Raw genomic sequence first — 21,839 nt, 5'->3', positions numbered from 1 at the left:
CTCTTTGGGGGGGGGGGGGGCGGGGCCGGTTTGGCGTTGGGGGGGGACGGCGGGGGGGGTGTGGGGGGGGGGGGGGGGGGGACCCCCCCCCCCCCGGGGGGGGGGGGGGGGGGGGGGCCGGGCCCCGCCCGCCGTTCAGGCCGCTTTCGCCTGCGCGTCGAGTTCCGCGTGGAACGCCCAGTTCAACCAGGGCAGCATCAGCGCGATGTCCGAAGCCTCGACTGTGGCGCCGCACCAGATGCGAAGCCCGGCGGGCGCGTCGCGGTAGGCGCCGATGTCATAGGCGATGCCCTCGCTCTCGAGCCGTTTGGCGACGGCCTTGGCAAACGCCGCGCCGTCCGCGATCCGGTCATCGGTGAACTTGAGGCACACGCTGGTGGTCGACCGAATCGCTGGGTCTTCCGCGAGGAAGGCGATCCAGTCGTTCGCATCCACGAACGCCTCGACGGCGGAGAAGTTGGCGTTCGTCCGGTCGATCAGTCCCTTCAGCCCGCCGGCCGACTTGGCCCAGTCCAGCGCAAGAAGGTAATCCTCGACGCACAGCATCGACGGCGTGTTGATCGTCTCGCCCTTGAAGATACCCTCGTTCAGCTTGCCGCCCTTGGTCAGGCGGAAGATCTTGGGCAGCGGCCAGGTGGGGGTGTAGCTTTCCAGCCGCTCGACGGCGCGGGGGCTGAGGATCAGCATGCCATGCGCCGCTTCGCCGCCCAGCACCTTCTGCCAGGAGAAGGTGGTCACATCGAGCTTGTCCCAGGGCAGGTCCATCGCGAAGGCCGCCGAGGTGGCATCGCAGAGCGTCAGGCCGCCGCGGTCCGCCGGGATCGCATCGCCGTTCGGCATCCGCACGCCAGAAGTGGTGCCGTTCCAGGTGCAGCAGACGTCGCGGTCGTAATCGAGCGCGGCCATGTCGACGATCTCGCCATAGGGCGCTTCGTGAATGCGGGCGTCGAGTTTCAGCTGCTTGACCGCGTCAGTGACCCAGCCCGCGCCGAAGGATTCCCAGGCGACCATCTCGACCGGGCGCTGGCCCAGCATGGTCCACATCGCCATCTCGTAGGCGCCGGTGTCCGAGGCGGGAACGATGCCGATCTTGTAGTCGGCGGGCACGCCGAGGATCTCGCGCGTGATCTCGATCGCGTCCAGCAGTTTGGACTTGCCGACGGCGGCGCGGTGCGACCGGCCAAGCGGAGCGCCCTTGAGCGCGTCGAGCGAAAATGCAGGGGGTTTGGCGCAGGGGCCGGAGGAAAAGCGCGGATTGACCGGCCGCGCGGCCGGGGTCGTGAAATCGGTCATGGTACCCTTCCAGGCAAAAGCCCCTCGTTGGGGAGGGGTGTCCCACTGTCGGACGTAACGGCGGCGAACGGGTTCCACAAGTCACAAAACGGGGCTATAGCGCCGCTTGAAGGGCCATTTGCGACGCGGCCCGTCCACTATCGGAAACCTGCCCCGGAACCGCCCCCATGCCCATGGTCTCGCTGATCGCCTCGCCCGCCCGCCGCAATCTCGACCCTGCGCTGGTCGACTCGATTCGCAATGCCTGGGGCGGCGGGGCTGCCGACTGGCTGTCGCCGGACGAGGCGGCGGAGTTCCCGGTGGCCGAGGCGCCGGGGAACTTCTGGACTGTCTGGGAAGACCTGCAGGAGATGGGAATAGACCTTGCGATGCAGCGCAACGGCGGCCCGCGCCGGATGCTGCTGGCCGACATGGATTCCACGATGATCGAGCAGGAATGCATCGACGAGCTGGCTGCGGAAGCGGGGGTCGGGCCGCGCGTGGCGGAGATCACCGCCCGGGCGATGAACGGCGAGCTGGATTTCGAGGGCGCGCTGCGCGAACGGGTCGGGCTTCTGGCCGGGCTGAATGCGGGCGTGATAGCGCAGGTGCTGGCGTCGCGCATCACGCTTGCCCCCGGCGGGCGGGAACTGGTGGCGACGATGCGCGCACACGGCAGCCACACCGCGCTGGTGTCGGGCGGCTTCACCGCCTTCACCGAGGTGATCGCCGAGCGGCTGGGCTTTGACGAGCACCGGGCCAACACGCTGATGATCGAGAACGAGGTCCTGACCGGGGCCGTGGCCGAGCCGATTCTGGGGCGGGAGGCCAAGGTCGCCGCGCTGCACGAGATCACCGTGCGGCTGGGCACCGTGCCGCAAGAGGTGATCGCGGTCGGCGACGGCGCGAACGATCTGGGCATGCTGGAGATCGCAGGTGCAGGCGTCGCGCTGCACGCCAAGCCGTCGGTGCAGGCGCAGGCGGAGATCCGCATCAACCACGGCGACCTGACGGCGCTGCTGTTTCTGCAAGGCTACACCCGCGCCGAATTCGTGACCTGAGCGGGGGGAGGCCGCTTTGGGGGCATCGAGCCCCCAAGAGCGGCCTGTGAGAGGCGCTGCCTCTCACACTCTCCGGAGTATTGCCGGACCAAAGATGGAAGCGTCAGGCCCTCAGGGTCTGTGCGGCGCGCACATGCCCGGCGGTAACGCCTCGGCGGTTGACGAGGGGGGCGTCGGTGAGCGCCTGTATCGCGGGGTGATCGGCCTCGATGGCGCCGACGCGGGCAAGCAGGGCGGCGATCACCGCTTCGGAGGCGCGGGTGGCGCCATCCTCGATCTTCACTGCGATGCCCTTCTTGAGGTCGGGCAGGATGGCGATAAAGAAAGCCTCGGCCCCGGTCTTGACAGCGGCGCGCCCGCCCATCGCGCGCATCAGGCTGGTGCAGGCGCGCCCCTCGCCAGCGACAAGCTCGGGGTGCATGGCCATCGCGGTGGTCAGGCGCGCGGCGGCGCGGTTGCGCGCCGACGTGCCATCCTCGGTCGCGGCGGCAAAGCGGGCCATCGCGCGCGCCAGCCCGTGCAAGGACGTGGCGAAGTTCGGTGCCGAGCAGCCGTCGATGCCGTGGCCGGGGCTGTCCATGCCCGTCATCGCCTCGAAGGCGTCCCTGGCGGCCTGCTGGACCGGGTGATCCAGCGCGACATACTCTGGTCCGGCGCCGAGGTGGCGTGTGAGGGTCAGGAAGCCGCAATGCTTGCCTGAACAGTTGTTGTGATATTGGCACGGAGTGCCGCCGTCCCGGATCAGCGCGTCGCGGGCGGACCGGTCGCGGGGGTCTTCGGGGCCGCAGCGCAGGTCGTCGTCCGACAGGCCGAGGTCCGACAGCCAGCGCGTCACATGCTCTGAATGGATCGCGGCGCCCTGGTGCGAGGCGCAAGCGAGCGCGAGCTGTTTCGTGGTCAGGCCGTGGGCATCGGCGGCGCCCGATTCGATGAGCGGCAGCGCCTGCAGCATCTTGCAGGACGATCGCGGGTAGATGATGGCGTCGGGGTCGCCCCAGGCTTCTTCGATCTCTCCGGTGGGGCCGCAGATCACGGCGTGGCCCCTGTGGCGGGATTCGATCATGTCGCCGCGCCAGACTTCGACCAGTTCGACTGCACTCATGCTGCTCGCCTTCCATAACGCTTGCGCGATTTTCCGCCCGGGGGGCTTCCTTAATCGCCTTCCCTTCCGCTAATCTAGCGGGCGCGGATTGAAAAGCGTCGACGGGCCGGTAAGGTCCGCCCCAACGTCGGGGAAGACGCGGACGAGGCAGAGACAGCTGGAGGCTGCACAGATGACTTCTTATCTTCGGCGCGGGGCAGCCGCCGTCGCCCTTCTGGTTCTGGCGGGGACAGCCCAGGCGCAGGACCAGGCCCCCGAACAGTCGACCAACCGGGTCGAGGCGTTCACCGCTTGGTCGGTGTTCGAGGAAACCGACCCCAAGCAATGCTGGAGCGTGTCCAGCCCCGAGGAGACCGTGAACACCCGCGACGGGCGCGTCGTCGCTGTCCGGCGCGGTGATATCCTTCTGTTCGTCTCCTACATTCCGGGCGAAGAGGTTGCGGGCCAGGTGTCGTTCACCGGCGGCTACCCGTTCCGGGACGGATCGACCGTGTCGCTGGAAGTCGGCGGATCGACCTTCGATCTGTTCACGGACGGCGAGATGGCGTGGTCCGCCTCGCCCGAGGACGATGTCGAGATCGTCGCGGCGATGAAGCGCGGCGCGGACGCCGTACTGACGGCAGAGTCGTCGCGCGGCACGCAGACCAAGGACACCTTCTCGCTCTACGGGTTCACGGCGGCGGTCGAGGAAGCGGCGCAGCGCTGCACCGAGTGATCGCGGCTGGCCGCACAGGCAGCGACGCGCCGGGGCTAGGATTCGGCGCGTCATTCGCTTATGTCGGGGGCTTCCCGACAGACCGGACCTATTGAGACATGACCACCAGCGCCCCGATCACGCAGGACCTTGTGACGATCCCCCGGAAATTGCCGGAGGGGCCGTTGAACCTTGTGGGCCTTACCCGCACGGCCATGCAGGCGGCGCTGGTCGACGCGGGCACGCCCGAGCGGCAGGCCAAGATGCGCTGCGGGCAGATCTGGCAATGGATCTATCACCGGGGCGTGCGTGATTTCGCGCAGATGACCAACCTGTCCAAGGATTACCGCGCGCTTCTGGCCGAACGCTTCGTGATCGCGTTGCCGGAAGTGGTGTCAAAGCAGGTGTCCGCCGACGGCACGCGCAAGTACCTGATGCGGATCGCAGGCGGGCACGAGGTGGAAACCGTCTATATCCCCGAGACCGATCGCGGCACCCTGTGCATCTCGTCCCAGGTCGGCTGCACGCTGACCTGTTCGTTCTGCCACACCGGCACGCAGCGCCTTGTGCGCAACCTGACCGCCGGAGAAATCGTCGGTCAGATCATGGTGGCGCGGGACGATCTTGGCGAATGGGTCAAGCCGGGAGAGGCGATGGGCGAGCGTCCGCGCCTTCTGTCCAACGTCGTGCTGATGGGCATGGGCGAGCCGCTTTACAATTTCGACAACGTCCGCGACGCGATGAAGATCACCATGGACGGTGAGGGCATCGCCCTGTCGCGGCGGCGGATCACCCTGTCGACCAGCGGCGTGGTGCCCGAAATTGCCAGGACCGCCGAGGAAATCGGCTGTCTGCTGGCGGTGTCGTTCCATGCCACCACCGACGAGGTGCGCGACGGGCTGGTGCCGATCAACAAGAAGTGGAACATCGAGACGCTGCTGGGCGCGCTGCGCGATTACCCCAAGCTGTCGAATTCCGAGCGGATCACCTTCGAGTATGTCATGCTGAAGGGTGTGAACGACAGCGACGCCGACGCGCGGCGGCTGGTGCAGCTGATCCGGGGCATTCCGGCCAAGATCAACCTGATCCCGTTCAACGAATGGCCCGGTGCCCCCTATGAGCGGTCGGACTGGGACCGGATCGAGAGCTTTGCCGACATCGTTTACAAGGCGGGCTATGCCTCGCCGATCCGTACGCCGCGGGGTGAGGATATCATGGCAGCCTGCGGGCAGCTGAAATCCGCGACCGAGCGGGCGCGCAAGTCGCGCAAGGAAATCGCGGCGGAAACCGGGACGGGCGCGCAAGGCCCGGTGTGAAAAAGGGCGGCCCCGAAGGCCGCCCCTTTGCTGCGCGTCCCGCTCAGGCGGTCTTGCGGACCTTGCCGACGATCCACAACAGAACGACCGCGCCGACCACGGCGGCGATCAGCGAGCCGATGACCCCCATGGTGTTCAGGCCGACCAGCGCGAACAGCCAGCCGCCGATGTAGGCGCCGACCACGCCGACCACGAGGTTCATCAAGAGCCCGTGGTTGCGGTTCATGATCTTTTCGGCGATCCAGCCGGCAAGCAGGCCGATGATCAGAAAGCCGATCAATCCAAGTCCAAGCATCTCAAATCTCCTTTGGCGTGAGCTTCGCTGACGCAACGGGAGTCGCGCCCATGTTGTTCCACCGGGAATGGACAAATGCGCCGCCGACCCGACACATTTGCGCCTTCCCCTTCGTCAAATCGCCCCGGAACCGCAGAAATCGCGCCTCAAACGCCGTGCAGTTTCCTGAGTGTCAACAAAACTTTGATTTGGGGAGATTTGGACATGACCCGACTGAAGATGAACGATCCGTCGCATTTCGACGAAATCCGCATGATGGTCGCCGCCGAGCGCGCGCGCTCGCTGTCAAAGCGGGAATGGCAGTTCCGGCTGCGGGGCCTTGGCCTTGGCATCGACGGGCAGAACATCACGGCGCTCTACCACGGCAAGCCGATCTGCACCCTGCCGGCCGAGCTTTGCGAGTGATCTGACGGCTCAGCGGCCGGGAATGTCGCTGCGCTTGGTGCCTGCGCCGTGCCAGGTGTCGATGGCCTCGATCGCCTGATCGGCGGTCTCGACGAAACGGAACAGCTCCAGGTCCGCCTCGGCGATGGTGCCGGCTTCGGCCAGCGCGTCCCAGTTGATGATGCTGCGCCAGAACGCTTCGCCGAACAGCAGGACGGGCACGCGGTTCATCCGCCCCGTCTGGATCAGCGTCAGCGTCTCGAACAGCTCGTCCAGCGTGCCGAAACCGCCCGGGAACGTGGCGACGGCCCGCGCGCGCATCAGGAAGTGCATCTTGCGGATGCCGAAGTAGTGGAAGTTGAAGCACAGGTCCGGCGTGACGTATTCATTCGGCGACTGTTCGTGCGGCAGAACGATGTTGAGACCGATGGAAATGCCGCCCGCCTCGTGCGCGCCGCGATTGCCTGCCTCCATCACGCCCGGCCCGCCGCCGGTGACGATGATGTCGTCGTGCCCGCCTGAGCCAAGGCTTCGCTCGGTCATCTTGCGGGCGAAGGTGCGCGCCTCGTCATAGTATTCCGTCAACTCCGCCAGCGTCTTCGTGCGCGCGGTGTCCCGGTTCACCGGATCGGGAATACGCGCGCCTCCGAACAGCACGATGGTGGAATTGATGCCGTATTCGGTCATCAGCATCTCGGGCTTCAGCAATTCAAGCTGAAGCCGCACCGGGCGCAATTCGTCGCGGCACAGGAAATCGGGATCGTTGAAGGCCAGCCGATACGCCGGGCTGCGCGTCTGCGGCGTGTCGGGAGTGCCGCGCGCGGTCTCGATGTCGGAATGCGCATCGGGGAACGTGCGGCGGCGGGGGTGATCGGTCATGTCGGTCTCGGCTGATTGCGCGGGGCGTCCCCCCCGACTATAGCCTTGCGCAACACGAAACCAGCCATTCGGAGCCGCCCAATGTCCAACGCCCAGCTTGAGACCGCCATCGAAGCCGCATGGGATGCGCGCGACACGATCACGCCCGCCACCACCGGCGAGACGCGCGACGCTATCGAGGCGACGCTGGAGGCACTCGATTCGGGCAAGCTGCGGGTGGCGGAACGCGGCGATGACGGCACCTGGCACGTCAACCAGTGGGCCAAGAAGGCGGTGCTGCTGGGCTTTCGCATCAAGGACATGGAAATCCAGACCGGCGGGCCGCAGGGCGGCGGCTGGTGGGACAAGGTGGACAGCAAGTTCAAGGGCTGGGCCGAGGACGACTGGCGCACGGCAGGCTTTCGCGCGGTGCCGAGCTGCGTGGTGCGCAAGTCGGCGTATATCGCCAAGGGCGTCGTGCTGATGCCGTCCTTCGTGAACCTTGGCGCCTATGTGGACGAGGGCACGATGGTCGACACCTGGGCGACGGTGGGCAGCTGCGCGCAGATCGGCAAGGGCGTGCACCTGTCGGGCGGCGTCGGCATCGGCGGCGTGCTGGAACCGATGCAGGCGGGGCCGACGATCATCGAGGACAACTGTTTCATCGGCGCGCGGTCCGAGGTCGTCGAGGGCGTGATCGTCCGCGAGGGATCGGTGCTGGGCATGGGTGTCTACATCGGCCAGTCCACCAAGATCGTCGACCGCGAGACGGGCGAGGTCTTCATCGGCGAAGTGCCGCCCTATTCGGTGGTCGTGTCGGGATCGATGCCGACGCGGAACAACCTGAACCTCTATTGCGCCGTGATCGTCAAGCGTGTGGACGCGCGGACGCGGTCCAAGACCGGGATCAACGAGCTTTTGCGCGACTGACGCCTCAGGCGGCTTTCGGGCGCTGGACCGGACCAGAAACCTGCCGCCACAGCGCGATTTCATCCGGGTAGAGCGTCGGCAGGCACGCTTGCCGGTGCGGTTCGATCCTCGGGCCGCCTGCGTGCGTGATGCGTTCGGCGATCTCTGCCGTCAGGAACAGGGTTTCGACCGGCCAGCCGTTCGCCTCGACGGTGGCGTGACGCTCAAGGCACAGGACATGGACGGCGCGGGCGGGTGCGGGGGTGCCACCGACAAGCCCCGCCTCGGCCAGCACCGCGTCCATGCCGAACTGCAGCTGCACGACCGCATCCTCAAGCACGATGTGGTGAGACGCGGCCAGCCACAGCGGCGTGCGCCCAGCCTGCACCAACCGAAAGACGGGGACGCCCGGCAGGCAGCCGCACCACAGGACAGGGTAGGCGCGCAGGCCGTCCACCTTCACCGCATCGCCCGGCGCCAGATCCTCGACCGGACGCGCACCTTGCGGCGTGCCGATCATCGTGCCCGCCGCCAATCCGCCTGCCCCGATTGTCCAGTCCTGCGGCATCCCGCGCCTCCTGCCAGCCTTGCGCAGCATCGGGCAGCCGCGTTTAGAAACCGTTGATGGGTGCTGGACGAACGCCGCCGCCTCGCCCATGTAGCGCGCAGGAGGTGCCCGGATGGACAAGGTGAAGAAACCGCAGCAGGTCTATACCCTGCTGGTCGAGGTTGGCCGGATGGACGGCGACGGGCTGCCCAAGGGCGCGACCGGCGCGGCGCTGATGTGCTATGCCAGCGGCATCGACGAGGCCGAAGCGGTGCGCGAGACGGTGGCGATCCTGAAACAGGCCGAGATGAACCCGCTCGACGTGTCTGGCTACGGCACCCGCGAGGAACGCCTTGCCGAAGGGCATGACCTGTCCGAGGAAGAACTTGCTCTGATGGATCAGGCGCTGTCCGAGAACGCGGTGATCGTCGCGCAGGTCACGCCGTTCTACGACGAATAGCCTTCAGGCGCACATCTCGGCCACCAGCACCGAAGCCTCGAAATCCTTGAGACACGGGCTGGCCATTTCCTTGTGAATCGGCACCGGCCCGACGCGGGCAGGGTCCAGGACGGTATTGCGAAGTCTTTGCTCGGTTCCACCAAGCTCACCGGTGAACAGGCTTTCGGTCCAGCATCCGGCGGTGCCGATCAACTCGTGACGGTCGAAGACCAGTTGGTGATAGCTGGCCGTCCGCGCCGCGACGGGCGGCCGCCCAAGCGATATGCCACGCAGCATGTCCGCACGGACAAGAACGCGGGCGATGCCGAACAGGTACTCGGACTCGGCCGAATCGATCAGGAACCTGTGCTCGGGCATCACCAGCATGTTCCGTGTCAGGCCGAAGTTCGGGGCGGGCACCAGCACCGGGGCGCACCAGCCAAAGGTCGGCAGCACGCGCGCGACAGCGCAGCGCACCGGCTGAAGCCCATGTTCGGCGGTCATCACCAGATCGCCCCGCACGATGTCCTCGATAGGCACCGGGCCGCGCGCCGTGGCGACGGGTGTGCCCGCGCAGATCCCTGGAAGCACGCCGATCGGTTCCATCGCCCTGGACAGGCCGACAAGCTGCACGGCGGGATGAATGCCCCAGTGGACGTTGGAATCGAGCATCGCCGCAAGGTCGGCATAGGCTGGGGCAAAGGTCGGCGTCATCTCGGTGTCATGCCAGCGGCCAAGCGCAGGCAGGCACAGACCGATGTATCCGCGCGCATGCTGGCAGTCCCAGGCCAGGGTGACGCGCACCGTGGTGGGCTCATCCAGTGGCGAAAACGACAACTCGGCGCCAAAGCTGTGGGGGCCGTCCTGGAATTCGACGCTCAGATGCCCGGACGTGGCAAGCCGGACGCGGATCGAATGCGCCCAGTCCACAGGGTCGCGATAATCCAGCAGGTCAACGAAGGGCGCGTCCAGTTCAGCCGTGTCGAGTTCCAGAACGATGCTGCCGGTGGCGAGGCGGATCTGCCCGAAGGCATCCACCGCCTGCGGCAGACGCATGATCTGTTCGTCAAAGCGCAGCCCGATCCAGTTCATCGCGCCGCACCGAGTTCTTTGCCAGGAACGCGCCGCCCGGCGGCACGCACCGCGCGACCCGGCAACAGCACCGCCACACTCGTCTTACAGGCCGGATCGACCTTTGCACACATACACGCCTTGCCCCATTCGGGCAGACATCGTTCAAGCGTCGGAAAGCCGCCCCATCGGTCCCGCAGGAGCATCGTCTGCCTGTCCGGCCTCTGGTGCGGGCCGGTGTCTGCCTCAGTTCTTCTTGTTGCTGCAAGAATGCCGTATCGCAGGCGGCGTGTGGATAACTTTCCGCCGGGGAAGGCGCTGGTGAGCCGCCTTGTGTTCCGGGTTTGCAACAGATTTACCTTTGATACAGGTTGCTCAAGAGGACATCGCCATGTCTGATCCGGTTGAACTCACCTCACGGTTGATACGCTGCCGCTCTGTCACGCCCGAAGATGGCGGTGCGCTGGACGTTCTTGCCGGGGACCTGTCGGCTGCGGGGTTCGACTGCACCCGCGTCGACCGGAGCGGGGTCGCCAATCTCTATGCCCGCTGGGGGGCGAAGGGCGCGGCGCGCAGCTTTGGGTTCAACGGGCATACCGACGTGGTGCCGGTGGGCGATCTGTCGGCCTGGACCGCCGATCCCTTTGGGGCCGAGATCCGCGACGGCTGGATGTACGGGCGCGGCGCGACCGACATGAAATCCGGCGTCGCCGCCTTCGCCTCGGCCGCCATCGACTTCGTGACGCAGACACCCCCGGGCGGCGCCGTGATCCTTGCGATCACCGGCGATGAAGAGGGCGACGCGGTGGACGGCACCGTCGCACTGCTCGACTGGATGGCACGGGAAGGCGAGGCGATGTCGGTCTGCCTTGTGGGCGAACCGACCTGCCCGAACGTGATGGGCGAGATGATGAAGATCGGGCGGCGCGGGTCGATGACCGCGTGGTTTACGGCGCAAGGTGTGCAGGGCCATTCCGCCTATCCGCACCGCGCGAAGAACCCCGTGCCCGCCATCGCGCGGCTGATCGACCGGTTGTCGTCGCATGTGCTGGACGAAGGCACCGAGCATTTCGATGCCTCGACGCTGGCCGCGACCACGATCGACGTGGGCAACCCGGCAACCAACGTGATCCCCGCGATGGCCCGCGCGACGGTGAACATCCGCTTCAACGACACCCATTCCGGCGCGTCGCTGACGGATTGGCTGCGCGCTGAGGCGGATCGTGTGGCGTCCGAGACCGGCATCGCCATCGACATGACGGTGAAGGTCTCGGGCGAGGCGTTCCTCACACCGCCCGGCCCGCTGTCCGATCTTGTCGCGCAGGCCGTTCAGGCGGAAACCGGCGAGACCCCGGTGCTGTCCACCACGGGCGGCACGTCCGACGCGCGCTTCGTCAAGGATCACTGTCCCGTGGTCGAATTCGGGCTGGTCGGCCAGACGATGCACCAGGTCGACGAACGGGTAGAGGTTGCGCAGATCGAGACGTTGAAGCGTGTCTATGGCCGTATCCTGCGCGACTACTTCGCCTGATCGCCCCGCGCCCCGATCTGGAATCGGAATGACGGGCCTTGGGCCCCATGATAGGCAGCACACATGAGCAGCATCCCGACCAAGGACGAGATCCTCCAGTGGATTTCGGACAACCCCACACTCACCGCGAAACGCGACATCGCCAAGGCCTTCGGCATCAAGGGCGCGGCGCGGATCGACCTCAAGCGTATCCTGAAGGAGCTTGAGGAAGGCGGGCACCTGGAAAAGCGGCACAAGACCTACCGCGACCCCGAAAAGCTGCCCCCGGTGTCGGTGCTGCAAGTGCTGGAGCCGAACCGCGACGGCGATCTGTTCGCCAAGCCGCTGGAATGGCACGGCGACGGGCCGGAGCCTGCGATCCTGCTGATCCCGCGCGACAGTGACCCGGCGATGAGCGGCGGCGACCGCATCCTTGCGCGCCTGACCGAGGTGAAGGCGGACGATCACGCCTACGAGGCGCGGCTGATCCGCAAGATCGGCATGAACCCCAAGCGCTTGCTGGGCGTCTACCGCACCGGGGCCGAAGGCGGGCGCATCGTGCCCATTGACAAGGGTGCCGACAAGGAATGGCGCGTGCGCCCCGGCGACACCCACGGGGCCAAGGACGGCGAGCTGGTCGAGGCGGAGATCGCCGGACCACGGGGCCGCATGGGGCTGCCGCCTGCGCGCATCATTACCCGGCTGGGTGATCCGTCCGCGCCCAAGGCGGTGTCGCTGATCGCGATCCACCAGCACGGCATCCCCGACGCCTTCCCCGACGACGTGATCGCCGAGGCCGACGCGATGAAGCCCGCCGGTCTCAAGGGCCGCGAAGACCTGCGCGACCTGCCGCTGGTCACGATCGACCCGTCCGATGCCCGCGACCACGACGACGCGGTGCTGGCGATGCCGGACAATGACCCGAAGAACCCCGGCGGCCATGTCGTCTGGGTCGCCATCGCCGATGTCGCCCATTACGTCACGCCCGGCTCTGCGCTGGACCGCGAGGCGCGGCACCGGGGCAATTCCACCTATTTCCCGGACCGCGTTGTGCCGATGCTGCCCGACCGGTTGTCGGGCGATCTGTGTTCGCTGCACGAAGGTGTGCCGCGCGCCTGCCTTGCGGTGCGGATGCGGCTGGATGCCGAAGGCAACAAGATCGACCACCGGTTTGTGCGCGGGCTGATGCAATCCGCCGCCTCGCTGCACTACGAGGAAGTGCAGTCGGCACAGGACGGCGACCCCAACGAGCGCACCGGCCCGCTGATGGCCGATGTGATCGCGCCGCTTTATTCCGCCTACGAGGCCGCCAAGGCCGCGCGCGAACGCCGTCAGCCGCTGGATCTCGACCTTCCCGAGCGGAGGATCGAACTGGCCGAGGATGGCCGCGTGAAATCGGTGAACTTCAAGGACCGGCTGGATGCGCACAAGCTGATCGAGGAATTCATGATCCTCGCCAACGTCGCCGCCGCCGAGGAACTGTTCAAGCGCAAGCGCCCGCTGCTGTTCCGCGTTCATGAGGAACCTGCCGCCGACAAGATGGATGCGCTGCGCGAGGTGGCCGAGGCGTCGGGCTTTACGTTGGCCAAGGGGCAGGTGCTGCAGACCAGCCACCTCAACCGCCTGCTGAGCCAGGCCGAGGGCACCGATTTCGACGAACTCATCAACATCTCGACGCTGCGGTCGATGACGCAGGCGTATTATTTCCCGCAGAATTTCGGGCACTTCGGCCTCGCCCTGCAATCCTACGCGCATTTCACCTCGCCGATCCGGCGCTATGCCGATCTGGTCGTCCACCGCGCGCTGATCTCGGGGCATGGCTGGGGCAAGGACGGTCTGTCCGAGTCCGAGATCGAAACGCTTGAGGAAACCGCGCGTCACATCTCGGAAACCGAACGCCGCTCGATGACTGCCGAGCGCGACACCACCGACCGCTACCTCGCGTCGTTCCTGTCGGAACGGGTCGGGACCGAGATGACGGGCCGGATCAGCGGCATCCAGCGCTTCGGCGCCTTCGTCAAGCTGACAGAAACCGGCGCCGATGGCCTGATCCCGATCCGGTCCATCGGGCGCGAATACTTCCATTTCGACCCCGATGCGCAGACGCTGATGGGGTCCGACACCGGCATGACGCTGGGCGTTGGCCAGCGCGTCACGGTGCGGCTGGCCGAGGCGGTGCCCGTGACCGGCGGGCTGATGCTGGACCTGCTGGAGGTCGAGGGTGATCCCGTCGCGCGCGGTCCGTCGCGCGCGCGAGGCAAGCCCGGCGCGCGCAAGCCCGCACTGGCCAAGCGCAAGGGCGACAAGGTGAAACGCAAGGTCAAACGCACCCGGCGCTAGCAATCGACCGCCGATCACACATCCGTTTCCTTTTTGTTGGGAAACAATCGCTGTAGTCTATCCACAGGGACGCGAAGAAGGTGTGGCGATGAATCGGTTGATCCTGACCCTTGTGCTCGGCACCGTCGCAGGGGCCGCGATGGCCCAGTCGGCCGTGGAACGGTCGCTGTTCCCGATCCCGCGGCCGGAGCCTGTCGCCATGTCCACGTCTGCTACGCCGCCCCGCCCGATCCCGCGCCCCGTCAATGAAGTGTCTCCCTTCACCGACTGGATCGCCCAGTTCCGGGGCCGCGCGCTTGCCCAGGGCATCCGCGCCGATGTCTTCGACGGCGCTTTGTCGGATGCCACGTTCCTGCCGGATGTCATCAAGAAGGATCGCAACCAGTCCGAATTCACCAAGCCGATCTGGGACTATCTCGACTCCGCCGTCTCGCGCGAGAGGGTGACGAACGGGCGCGCCGCGCTGAAAAAGCGGGACGCCCTGCTGACCCGGATCGAGGCGCGCTACGGCGTCGAGAAAGAGGTTGTCGCAGCCGTTTGGGGGCTGGAAAGCGCTTATGGCACCTTCCGTGGCTCGGTTCCTATTGTTTCCGCTTTGGCAACATTGGCCAGCGACAGCCGCCGTTCGGCCTTTTTCGAGGCCGAGCTTCTGAACGCCCTGCGCATCCTTCAGGACGGGCAAGTCCAAACCGCCGACATGCGCGGAAGCTGGGCGGGCGCGATGGGCCACACCCAGTTCATGCCGTCCAGCTATCTGGCCTTTGCGCATGATTTCGACGGTGATGGGCGCTGCAACATCTGGGGCGACGATCCCGCCGACGCGCTGGCGCTGACGGCGGCCTACCTGTCGCGCAACGGCTGGACCAAGGGACAGCCCTGGGGCGTCGAGGTGACGCTGCCCGAAGGGTTCGACTATGACCTGACCAGCGAGCGGGTGAAGAAACCCGTAGGCTTCTGGACCGGCCTTGGCATCACCGACACGCGCGGTAAACCCGTTCCCGACCACGGGCGCGCGTCGATTCTGCTGCCCGCCGGCCATCGCGGCGCCGCCTTCATGATCTTCGACAATTTCCACGTCCTGGAAACCTACAACACCGCCGACGCCTACGTGATCGGTGTGGGGCATCTGTCCGACCGGCTGGTCGGAGGCGATCCGATCCGTCACGGCTGGCCACGCGATGACAAGCCGCTGTCCTTCGACCAGAAGATCGAGATGCAGCGCCTGCTGACCGCGCTTGGCTTTGACACCGACGGAACCGACGGGATCATCGGCCCGAACACGATCGCGGCGGTAAAGGCGTGGCAGGGCAGTATCGGGCTGGTGCCCGATGGTTATGCCTCGGCCGACACGCTGCGGCGGCTGCGTTAGTAGAGCGGGGCGCGCTGGCGCGCGCGCTGTTTTCTGGCGCCCTGCGGGCGCCGACGCCTTCGGCGAGAGTATTTGCAGACCAAAGATGTCAGGGGGGCCGCGTCAGCCTTGTAGGTGACGATACCGGGGACGATACAGGCACCATCGGCGCGCCCTCTGGCGGCGTGAGCCGGTGACGCAGCAGCGCGAGGGGATGCGCGCGCAACGTCAGGCGGAAGGCGACGTAATCCTCGACCACCTCCTCACCCAAGGTCATCGCGGGCAGCGTCACCGCAGGCTCCACGATCCCCTCGCCGTCGATATCGCCGCCGAACAGCGGCAAGGGCCGTTCCCCGCCCAGCGCGGCAGCGGCCCAAAGCGCATCGCGGCGGGACAACCCGAGGCTGGCGAAGGTGTCGGCCTCGGCCAGAAGGCGCAGCGCCTTCTTCGACACGCCCGCGCGCCGCCACACGTCCTCGACCGAGCGATAGCCGTTCTGCCGCGCGGCCAGCAGCCAGTCGCCGTCGTCCTCGGACAGCGCCTTGATCTGCCGGAACCCCAGCCGCAGCGCCAGCCCGCCGCGCCCGTCGGGCTCCATCACGTTGTCGCGGTAGCTGGCGTTGATATCCACCGGGCGCACCTCGACCCCGTGTTCGCGCGCGTCGCGCACGATCTGAGCGGGCGCATAGAACCCCATTGGCTGCGCATTCAGCAGGGCGCAGGCGAAGATGCCCGGATGGTGCCGCTTGATCCAGGCCGAGGCATAGACCAGCAGCGCAAAGCTGGCGGCGTGGCTTTCCGGAAACCCGTAGGACCCGAACCCCTCGATCTGCCCGAAACAGCGCTCGGCGAAATCCTCGTCATAGCCGTTCGCCGCCATCCCCCGCAGGAACCGGCCCCGGAATTCCGACACGTTGCCGTGCTTCTTGAAGGTGGCGAGCGACCGGCGCAGGCGGTCGGCCTCGGTCGGGGTGAACCCCGCGCCGATGATCGCGATCTGCATCGCCTGTTCCTGGAACAGCGGCACGCCCAGCGTCTTGCCCAAGACCTGCCCCAGCGCGTCCGATGGAAACTGCACCGCCTCTTCGCCGTTGCGGCGGCGCAGGTAGGGATGCACCATGTCGCCCTGGATCGGGCCGGGCCGGATGATCGCCACCTCGATCACCAGATCGTAGAAACAGCGTGGCCGCATCCTGGGCAGGAAATTCATCTGCGCCCGGCTTTCCACCTGGAACACACCAAGCGAATCCGCACGGCACAGCATGTCATAGGTCGCCGGGTCCTCGGGCGGCAGGGTGGCCAGCGTATAGTCGGTGCGGTGGTGCTGCCGGATCAACTCGAACGCCTTGCGGATGCAGGTCAGCATGCCGAGCGCAAGAATATCGACCTTGAGGATGCCCAGCGCGTCGATGTCGTCCTTGTCCCACGGGATCACCGTGCGATCCTCCATCGAGGCGTTCTCGACCGGGCACAACTCGTCCAGCCGCCCCTCGGTGATGATGAAGCCACCGACATGCTGCGACAGGTGGCGCGGAAAGCCGATGATCTCGTGCACCAGAGCCATGGTCTGCGCCAGGCGGCGGTCGGTGGGATCAAGCCCGATCTCGCGCATCCGGTGCGCCTCCAGCCCGGCGGTCGAGAAGAACCCCCAAAGCTGCGAGCTGAGCGCGCCGATGGTGTCCTCGGTCAGGCCCATCGCGCGCCCGACCTCGCGGATCGCCCGCTTGCCGCGATAGTGGATGACGGTGGCGCAGAGCCCCGCGCGGTGGCGGCCATAGCGGTCATAGATGTGCTGGATCACCTCTTCGCGCCGCTCATGCTCGAAATCGACGTCGATGTCGGGTGGCTCGTCGCGGGCTTCCGACACGAAACGCTCGAACACCATGGTGCCGATCTCAGGCGAGACGCTGGTGACGCCAAGGCAGAAACAGACGACCGAATTCGCCGCCGACCCGCGCCCCTGGCACAGGATGTTCCGCGCGCGGGCAAAGGCGACGATGTCGCGCACCGTCAGGAAATACGGCTCGTAGCGCAGCTTGGCGATCAGCTGAAGTTCATGCTCCAGCATGTCGCGCACCTTTTGGGGCGCCCCCGCCGGATAGCGCCAGTCCAGCCCCTCCAGCGCCAGCCGCCGCAGCCGGTCCGTCGGCATCTCGCCGTCCTCGATCTCGGACGGATATTCATAGCGCAATTCGTCCAGCGCAAAGGTGCAGCGCGCGGCGATCTCGGCGCTGCGGTCCACGGCCTCCTCGAAACCCTCGAACAGCCGCCGCATCTCGGCCTCGGACCGCAGCCGCTGTTCGGCATTGGCCAACGCGCCGCGCCCCAGATCATCGACGCGGCAGCCCAGCCGGATCGCGGTCAGAACGTCGGTCAGCTTGCGCCGCGCGCCGTGGTGCATGACCGGCGCCGCCGAGGCGACGGTGGGGATGCCCAGCCGCGCCGCCATCCGCGTCAGCCGCGCAAAGCGGCGGCTGTCCTGCCCGTCATAGGCGGGGGCCATGCACAGCGACACCTGTCCGGGAAAGCGGCGCGTCAACCGCTCCGCCTGTGTCCGCCACGCGCCCGCGCCGCCCTTGACCATCGGCGCCTCTGGCGGATGCAGCACAAGCTCCATCCCCTTGCCCCAGTCCATGAGGTCGTCCAGCCGCAGATGGCAGTCGCCCTTGCCCGCCCGCAACCGCCCCAGAGAGATCAGCCGCGACAACCGCCCCCAGGCGGCGCGGTCGCGGGGCAGGGCGGTAACGCTCGGCCCGTCCTTGCAGACGATGCGCGCGCCGGGGATCAGCAGGGGCACGGTGTCGCTCAGCGCGCAGGGCGCGGGCGGGACATGCGCCGGGCGCGGCGGGCCCGCCCGCGGGACGCTGTGCCACTCCTCCACCCCGCGCGCGATCTCGCGCGCCGCCACATGCGCCCGCACGATGCCCGCGACCGAATTGATGTCGGCGATGGCGAGGGCCTCGATGCCCAGCTCTGCCGCACGGATCATGTACTCCTCGGGGTGCGATCCGCCGGTGAGGAAGGTAAAGTTGGAAATGGCGTCAAGCTCGGCGAATGCCATGGCGACTCAGTTGATGTTCACTATTTGTTCTACATCGACTCTGCCATGCGCCGGGGCAAGGTCAAGCAAGGGGAAGCGCGCCTTGCGCGCTGGCGCCTTCGGCGAGAGTATCTTGGGACCAAAGATGGAAAGACGGTGTTAACGCATCCTCGGATACCACTGATGCCACGGTACAGGCTGGAGAGCCGATGACCGTGACCGAAGATGGTGCCCCGGCTTGCGACCTGCAGCCGGGGCGTTCGCATCTTTGGTCTGAAAATACCTCTGGGGGGTGAATTGGCCGCAGGCCAAGAGGGGGGCAAAGCCCCCCTTTCCCCGCGACGCCGAAGGCGGCGCAAATCCTCAGCAATGACGCCGAAGGCGGCGCAAATCCTCGGCAATGACGGCGCAGCCCCTCTCAGGCCAGGTGGCCCTCGAACTGCCGGAACACCTCTGCATAGACCGCCCGCTTGAACGGCACGATGGCGTCGATGATCTCCGAGGCCGTAAGCCAGCGCCATTCCGAGAATTCGGGATGTCCCGAAGCGATGTCGATATCCGCGTCGGTGCCGTGAAAGCGCATCAGCACCCACATCTGCTTCTGCCCGCGAAACCGACCCTTCCAGACCTTGCCCAGCAGGTGGTCCGGCAGATCGTAGGTCACCCAGTCGGAGGTCTCGGCCTCGATCCTCACCAGCTCGGGGCGCACGCCGGTTTCTTCCCACAGCTCGCGCAGCGCGGCCTCCCGGGGGGTCTCGCCCTTGTCGATGCCGCCTTGCGGCATTTGCCAGGCGGGCACCTCGCTGTCGAGGCGCTGGCCCGCGAACACCAATCCTTGCGCGTTCACCAGCACCACCCCGGCGCAGGGGCGATAGGGCAGCGTCTCGCGCGGGGTCACAGAACGCGGCCCTGCAGAAGGCGCGGCAGATCGCCGGTCAGACCGGCTGCCTCGCGGATTAGGCCCCGGCGCAGGCCCGGCAGGGCGCCGACCACGCCAAGGCCGATGTCACGCGCCGCGCGAACAAGCGGATTGTCGTTCGAGAACAGCCTGTTGATGCTGTCGGTGGCAAGAGCGAGCGTCGCGGTGTCGAAGCGGCGCCAGCGCTGGTAGCGGTCCAGTACGTCGGCGCGGCCGATATCTTCGCCCCGGCGGCGGGCGTCCACCAGCACCTCGGCCAGCGCGGCCACATCCTTGAGCCCGGCGTTCAGTCCCTGCCCCGCGATGGGATGGACCCGGTGCGCGGCATCACCGACCAGCGCCAGCCGCGCGCCGGTGAAGCTGCGCGCAAGCGACAGCTCCAGCGGATAGGTAAAGCGCGCGCCCGCCAGCGCGATGTCGCCAAGGAAGCTGCCGAAGCGGGGGCGCAGGTGCGCAAGGTAGCCCGCGTCATCCAGCGCCTGTATCCGCGCCGCCTCGGCGTCGCGTTCCGTCCAGACGATCGAGGACCGGTTGCCGGGCAGCGGCAGGATCGCCAGCGGGCCGGGCGGCATGAAGAACTGGTGCGCGATGCCGCCGTGGGGCTGGTCATGCTCGATGGCGCACACCAGCGCGGTCTGGCCATAGCGCCAGCCCTGCCGCGTGATCCCGGCCCGGCGCGCCGTGGGGGATCCCACGCCGTCCGCAGCGACCAGCATCGCGGCGTGCAGCGCTGTGCCGTCCGACAGGGTGACGGACGCGGCGTTCCCCGCCGCGGCATGGTCGGTCACGGTGCCCTCGATCTGCGTGATGCGGGGGTGGCCGTCGATGCGCGCCAGGAAGGCTTGCCGCAGGTGGCGATCCTCGACCATCCAGCCCATCGGTCCTTCCTCGATCTCGGCATGATCGAAGACGAGGTGCAGCGGCGATGCGCCTTCGCCCGCGCGACCGTCGCTGACCTTGATCCCGAGGATCGGCTGGGTCTTGCCGTCCAGCGCGGGCCCTAGGCCGATCGCCTTCAAGAGCCGGAACGAGCCATGCGCCAGCGCATAGCTGCGCCCGTCGAAGCTGTCGCTGTCGCGCACCGAAGCCGCCAGCCGGTCGACCAGCGTCACGCGCAGCCCGGCATCCCCGAGCGCGAGCGCAAGCGCCGAGCCGTTCAGCCCGCCTCCGACGATGATGACATCCGTGCTGTCCATGCTCCGACATATGGCCGGAGCGGCGGGATTGTCCATGCGCGCGGGTGTCGCTAGCGTCCTGCCGCAGGCAGCGGGAGAATGCGCGATGGCGACGGACTGGCTTTGGAGCACGGCAGGCGATCTGGGGCGCGGCATCGCACGGGGCGAGATCGACCCGGTCGCGTTGTGCGAGACTTACCTCGAGGCCGCGCGTTCGCATGCGCGTTCGCCCCGAATCTATGCCCGGATGACCGAGGACCGCGCGCTGTCCGAGGCGCGGGCGGCGGCGGCGCGCGCTGCTGCGGGGCAACGGCGCGGCTCACTCGACGGGGTGCCTGTCAGCTGGAAGGACCTGTTCGACACCGCTGGCGTGGCGACCGAGGCGGGATCGGCGCTGCTGGCGGGCCGTGTGCCCGCGCGCGATGCGGCGGTCTTGCGCGCTGCGACGATGGCCGGGCTGGTCTGCCTTGGAAAGACCCACATGAGCGAGTTGGCCTTCTCGGGGCTGGGCTACAACCCGGTGACGGAAACGCCGCCATCCGTGACGGACTCAGAGGCCGTGGCGGGCGGATCGTCGTCTGGCGCAGCGGCGTCGGTGGCCTTCGGGCTGGCGGCGGCTGCGGTCGGGTCGGACACCGGCGGATCGGTGCGGGTGCCTGCGGTCTGGAACGATCTGGTGGGGCTCAAGACCACATCGGGGCGGCTGTCGCTGGAGGGCGTCGTGCCGCTTTGCGAAAGCTTTGACACCGTCGGGCCCCTGTGCCGCAGCGTCGAGGATGCCGCGCTGATGCTGGCCGCGCTGGAAGGCACGGCCGCGCCCGACCTGACCGGCGCGACGCTGAAGGGCGTGCGCCTGCTGATCGTCGAGACGGTTGCGATGGAGGGTCTGCGCCCGGAACCGGCGGGAGGATTCGCGCGGGCCGTCGATGCCCTGACTGCCGCCGGGGCCGTGATCGAGCGGCGCGAATTGCCCTTCGTCGCCGACGCGCATGCGCTGTCGCCGACGCTGTTCGCCCCCGAGGCTTATGCCACATGGGAAACCGAGATCGAGGCGGCACCGGACAAGATGTTCCCAGAGATCCTCAACCGCTTTCGGACCGGGCGCGACACCCCGGCGCGGGCATTCATCCAGGGCTGGCAGGCGCTGCGCCGCCACCGTGCGGCTTGGGCCGAGGCGACGGCGGGATACGATGCGGTGATTCTGCCGACTGCACCCAACCTGCCGCCGAAACTGGACCGGCTGGCCGAGGGCGGCGAGTATTACGTCACCGAGAACCTGATGACCCTGCGCAACACACGAATCGGCAACCTGATGGGGCTGGCCGCTCTGACCCTGCCGACGGGCGTTCCGGGCACCGGGATCATGCTGATGACGCCGCCGATGACCGAACACCGGCTGCTGCGGCTGGGCGCGGCGGCCGAGGCGGCGCTTGCCTAAATGCCACACGGGCGCGGACGTTGCCGCGCCCGGCCTGCCGTTTCACTGGACCGGGGGGCGGGCACCCTGCTAACCTGCACCAAACGGGGCGAAAAATGACCGATAACGACCCCGGCACCCT

At 67.5% G+C, this 21,839-nt stretch carries 19 protein-coding genes; 10 read left to right on the top strand and 9 right to left on the bottom strand.

Going from position 1 to position 21,839, the window contains the following annotated elements; genetic code table 11:
- Positions 1-135: 135 nt before the first annotated feature.
- The gene (locus tag KTJ87_RS13470) at positions 136-1,293 is read right to left on the bottom strand and encodes a phosphoserine transaminase (RefSeq protein WP_267139642.1); all 1,158 of its coding nucleotides are present in this window, start codon (positions 1,291-1,293) and stop codon (positions 136-138) included.
- 167 nt (positions 1,294-1,460) lie between these two features.
- Between KTJ87_RS13470 and serB the strand changes: the two genes are divergently transcribed.
- Positions 1,461-2,333, top strand: a complete 873-nt coding sequence (gene serB / locus KTJ87_RS13465; protein ID WP_267139641.1) for a phosphoserine phosphatase SerB — start codon at positions 1,461-1,463, stop codon at positions 2,331-2,333.
- A 103-nt stretch (positions 2,334-2,436) separates the two neighbouring features.
- Here serB and KTJ87_RS13460 read toward each other — a convergent pair whose 3' ends face one another.
- Positions 2,437-3,435 (bottom strand): asparaginase, encoded by a 999-nt coding sequence (locus tag KTJ87_RS13460; protein ID WP_267139640.1) that lies wholly within the window; start codon positions 3,433-3,435, stop codon positions 2,437-2,439.
- 172 nt (positions 3,436-3,607) lie between these two features.
- Here KTJ87_RS13460 and KTJ87_RS13455 point away from each other — a divergent pair, with 172 nt between their 5' ends.
- On the top strand, positions 3,608-4,150 hold the full coding sequence (locus tag KTJ87_RS13455; protein WP_267139639.1) for an invasion associated locus B family protein: 543 nt from the start codon (positions 3,608-3,610) through the stop codon (positions 4,148-4,150).
- A gap of 98 nt (positions 4,151-4,248) precedes the next feature.
- Positions 4,249-5,445: a 23S rRNA (adenine(2503)-C(2))-methyltransferase RlmN gene (rlmN, locus tag KTJ87_RS13450; protein ID WP_267139638.1), complete on the top strand. Its 1,197-nt coding sequence runs from the start codon at positions 4,249-4,251 to the stop codon at positions 5,443-5,445.
- 43 nt (positions 5,446-5,488) lie between these two features.
- Here rlmN and KTJ87_RS13445 read toward each other — a convergent pair whose 3' ends face one another.
- Positions 5,489-5,740, bottom strand: a complete 252-nt coding sequence (locus KTJ87_RS13445; RefSeq protein WP_267139637.1) for a GlsB/YeaQ/YmgE family stress response membrane protein — start codon at positions 5,738-5,740, stop codon at positions 5,489-5,491.
- A 204-nt stretch (positions 5,741-5,944) separates the two neighbouring features.
- On the opposite strand from KTJ87_RS13445, the gene KTJ87_RS13440 reads away from it, so the two are divergent.
- Entirely contained in the window at positions 5,945-6,145 is a 201-nt protein-coding gene (locus tag KTJ87_RS13440) for a hypothetical protein (RefSeq protein ID WP_267139636.1), read from the top strand.
- 9 nt (positions 6,146-6,154) lie between these two features.
- Here KTJ87_RS13440 and KTJ87_RS13435 read toward each other — a convergent pair whose 3' ends face one another.
- On the bottom strand, positions 6,155-7,003 hold the full coding sequence (locus tag KTJ87_RS13435; protein ID WP_267139635.1) for an LOG family protein: 849 nt from the start codon (positions 7,001-7,003) through the stop codon (positions 6,155-6,157).
- Between the two features lie 81 nt (positions 7,004-7,084).
- Here KTJ87_RS13435 and dapD point away from each other — a divergent pair, with 81 nt between their 5' ends.
- On the top strand, positions 7,085-7,912 hold the full coding sequence (gene dapD, locus KTJ87_RS13430) for a 2,3,4,5-tetrahydropyridine-2,6-dicarboxylate N-succinyltransferase (protein ID WP_267139634.1): 828 nt from the start codon (positions 7,085-7,087) through the stop codon (positions 7,910-7,912).
- Between the two features lie 4 nt (positions 7,913-7,916).
- On the opposite strand, the gene KTJ87_RS13425 is transcribed toward dapD, so the two are convergent.
- On the bottom strand, positions 7,917-8,459 hold the full coding sequence (locus KTJ87_RS13425; protein WP_267139633.1) for a Hint domain-containing protein: 543 nt from the start codon (positions 8,457-8,459) through the stop codon (positions 7,917-7,919).
- 112 nt (positions 8,460-8,571) lie between these two features.
- On the opposite strand from KTJ87_RS13425, the gene KTJ87_RS13420 reads away from it, so the two are divergent.
- Entirely contained in the window at positions 8,572-8,898 is a 327-nt protein-coding gene (locus KTJ87_RS13420; protein ID WP_267139632.1) for a hypothetical protein, read from the top strand.
- Positions 8,899-8,901: 3 nt separating this feature from the next.
- On the opposite strand, the gene KTJ87_RS13415 is transcribed toward KTJ87_RS13420, so the two are convergent.
- The gene (locus tag KTJ87_RS13415) at positions 8,902-9,969 is read right to left on the bottom strand and encodes a Hint domain-containing protein (RefSeq protein WP_267139631.1); all 1,068 of its coding nucleotides are present in this window, start codon (positions 9,967-9,969) and stop codon (positions 8,902-8,904) included.
- A gap of 370 nt (positions 9,970-10,339) precedes the next feature.
- Between KTJ87_RS13415 and dapE the strand changes: the two genes are divergently transcribed.
- The 3 genes from dapE to KTJ87_RS13400 all read left to right on the top strand — a co-directional run bounded on the left by dapE (position 10,340) and on the right by KTJ87_RS13400 (position 15,167).
- Positions 10,340-11,479: a succinyl-diaminopimelate desuccinylase gene (gene dapE / locus KTJ87_RS13410; RefSeq protein ID WP_267139630.1), complete on the top strand. Its 1,140-nt coding sequence runs from the start codon at positions 10,340-10,342 to the stop codon at positions 11,477-11,479.
- A gap of 63 nt (positions 11,480-11,542) precedes the next feature.
- Complete coding sequence (rnr, locus tag KTJ87_RS13405; protein ID WP_267139629.1) at positions 11,543-13,798, top strand: ribonuclease R; 2,256 nt, start codon at positions 11,543-11,545, stop codon at positions 13,796-13,798.
- An 88-nt stretch (positions 13,799-13,886) separates the two neighbouring features.
- Entirely contained in the window at positions 13,887-15,167 is a 1,281-nt protein-coding gene (locus KTJ87_RS13400) for a lytic murein transglycosylase (protein WP_267139628.1), read from the top strand.
- An 88-nt stretch (positions 15,168-15,255) separates the two neighbouring features.
- On the opposite strand, the gene KTJ87_RS13395 is transcribed toward KTJ87_RS13400, so the two are convergent.
- The 3 genes from KTJ87_RS13395 to KTJ87_RS13385 all read right to left on the bottom strand — a co-directional run bounded on the left by KTJ87_RS13395 (position 15,256) and on the right by KTJ87_RS13385 (position 20,337).
- Positions 15,256-18,207, bottom strand: a complete 2,952-nt coding sequence (locus KTJ87_RS13395; RefSeq protein WP_267139627.1) for an error-prone DNA polymerase — start codon at positions 18,205-18,207, stop codon at positions 15,256-15,258.
- Between the two features lie 397 nt (positions 18,208-18,604).
- Positions 18,605-19,084 (bottom strand): RNA pyrophosphohydrolase, encoded by a 480-nt coding sequence (locus KTJ87_RS13390; protein WP_267139626.1) that lies wholly within the window; start codon positions 19,082-19,084, stop codon positions 18,605-18,607.
- A complete protein-coding gene (locus KTJ87_RS13385; protein WP_267139625.1) occupies positions 19,081-20,337 on the bottom strand; it encodes an FAD-dependent monooxygenase in 1,257 nt (418 codons plus the stop codon). Before KTJ87_RS13385 ends, KTJ87_RS13390 begins: the two co-directional genes overlap by 4 nt.
- A 49-nt stretch (positions 20,338-20,386) precedes the next feature.
- Here KTJ87_RS13385 and KTJ87_RS13380 point away from each other — a divergent pair, with 49 nt between their 5' ends.
- The gene (locus KTJ87_RS13380; protein WP_267139624.1) at positions 20,387-21,718 is read left to right on the top strand and encodes an amidase; all 1,332 of its coding nucleotides are present in this window, start codon (positions 20,387-20,389) and stop codon (positions 21,716-21,718) included.
- Positions 21,719-21,839: the final 121 nt, after the last annotated feature.

The organism is Anianabacter salinae, from assembly GCF_019061145.1.
Classification (GTDB): Bacteria; Pseudomonadota; Alphaproteobacteria; order Rhodobacterales; family Rhodobacteraceae; genus Anianibacter; species Anianibacter salinarum.
The sequence above is the reverse complement of the archived record's forward strand: the minus strand, read 5'-3'. Positions and strand labels throughout refer to the sequence as shown.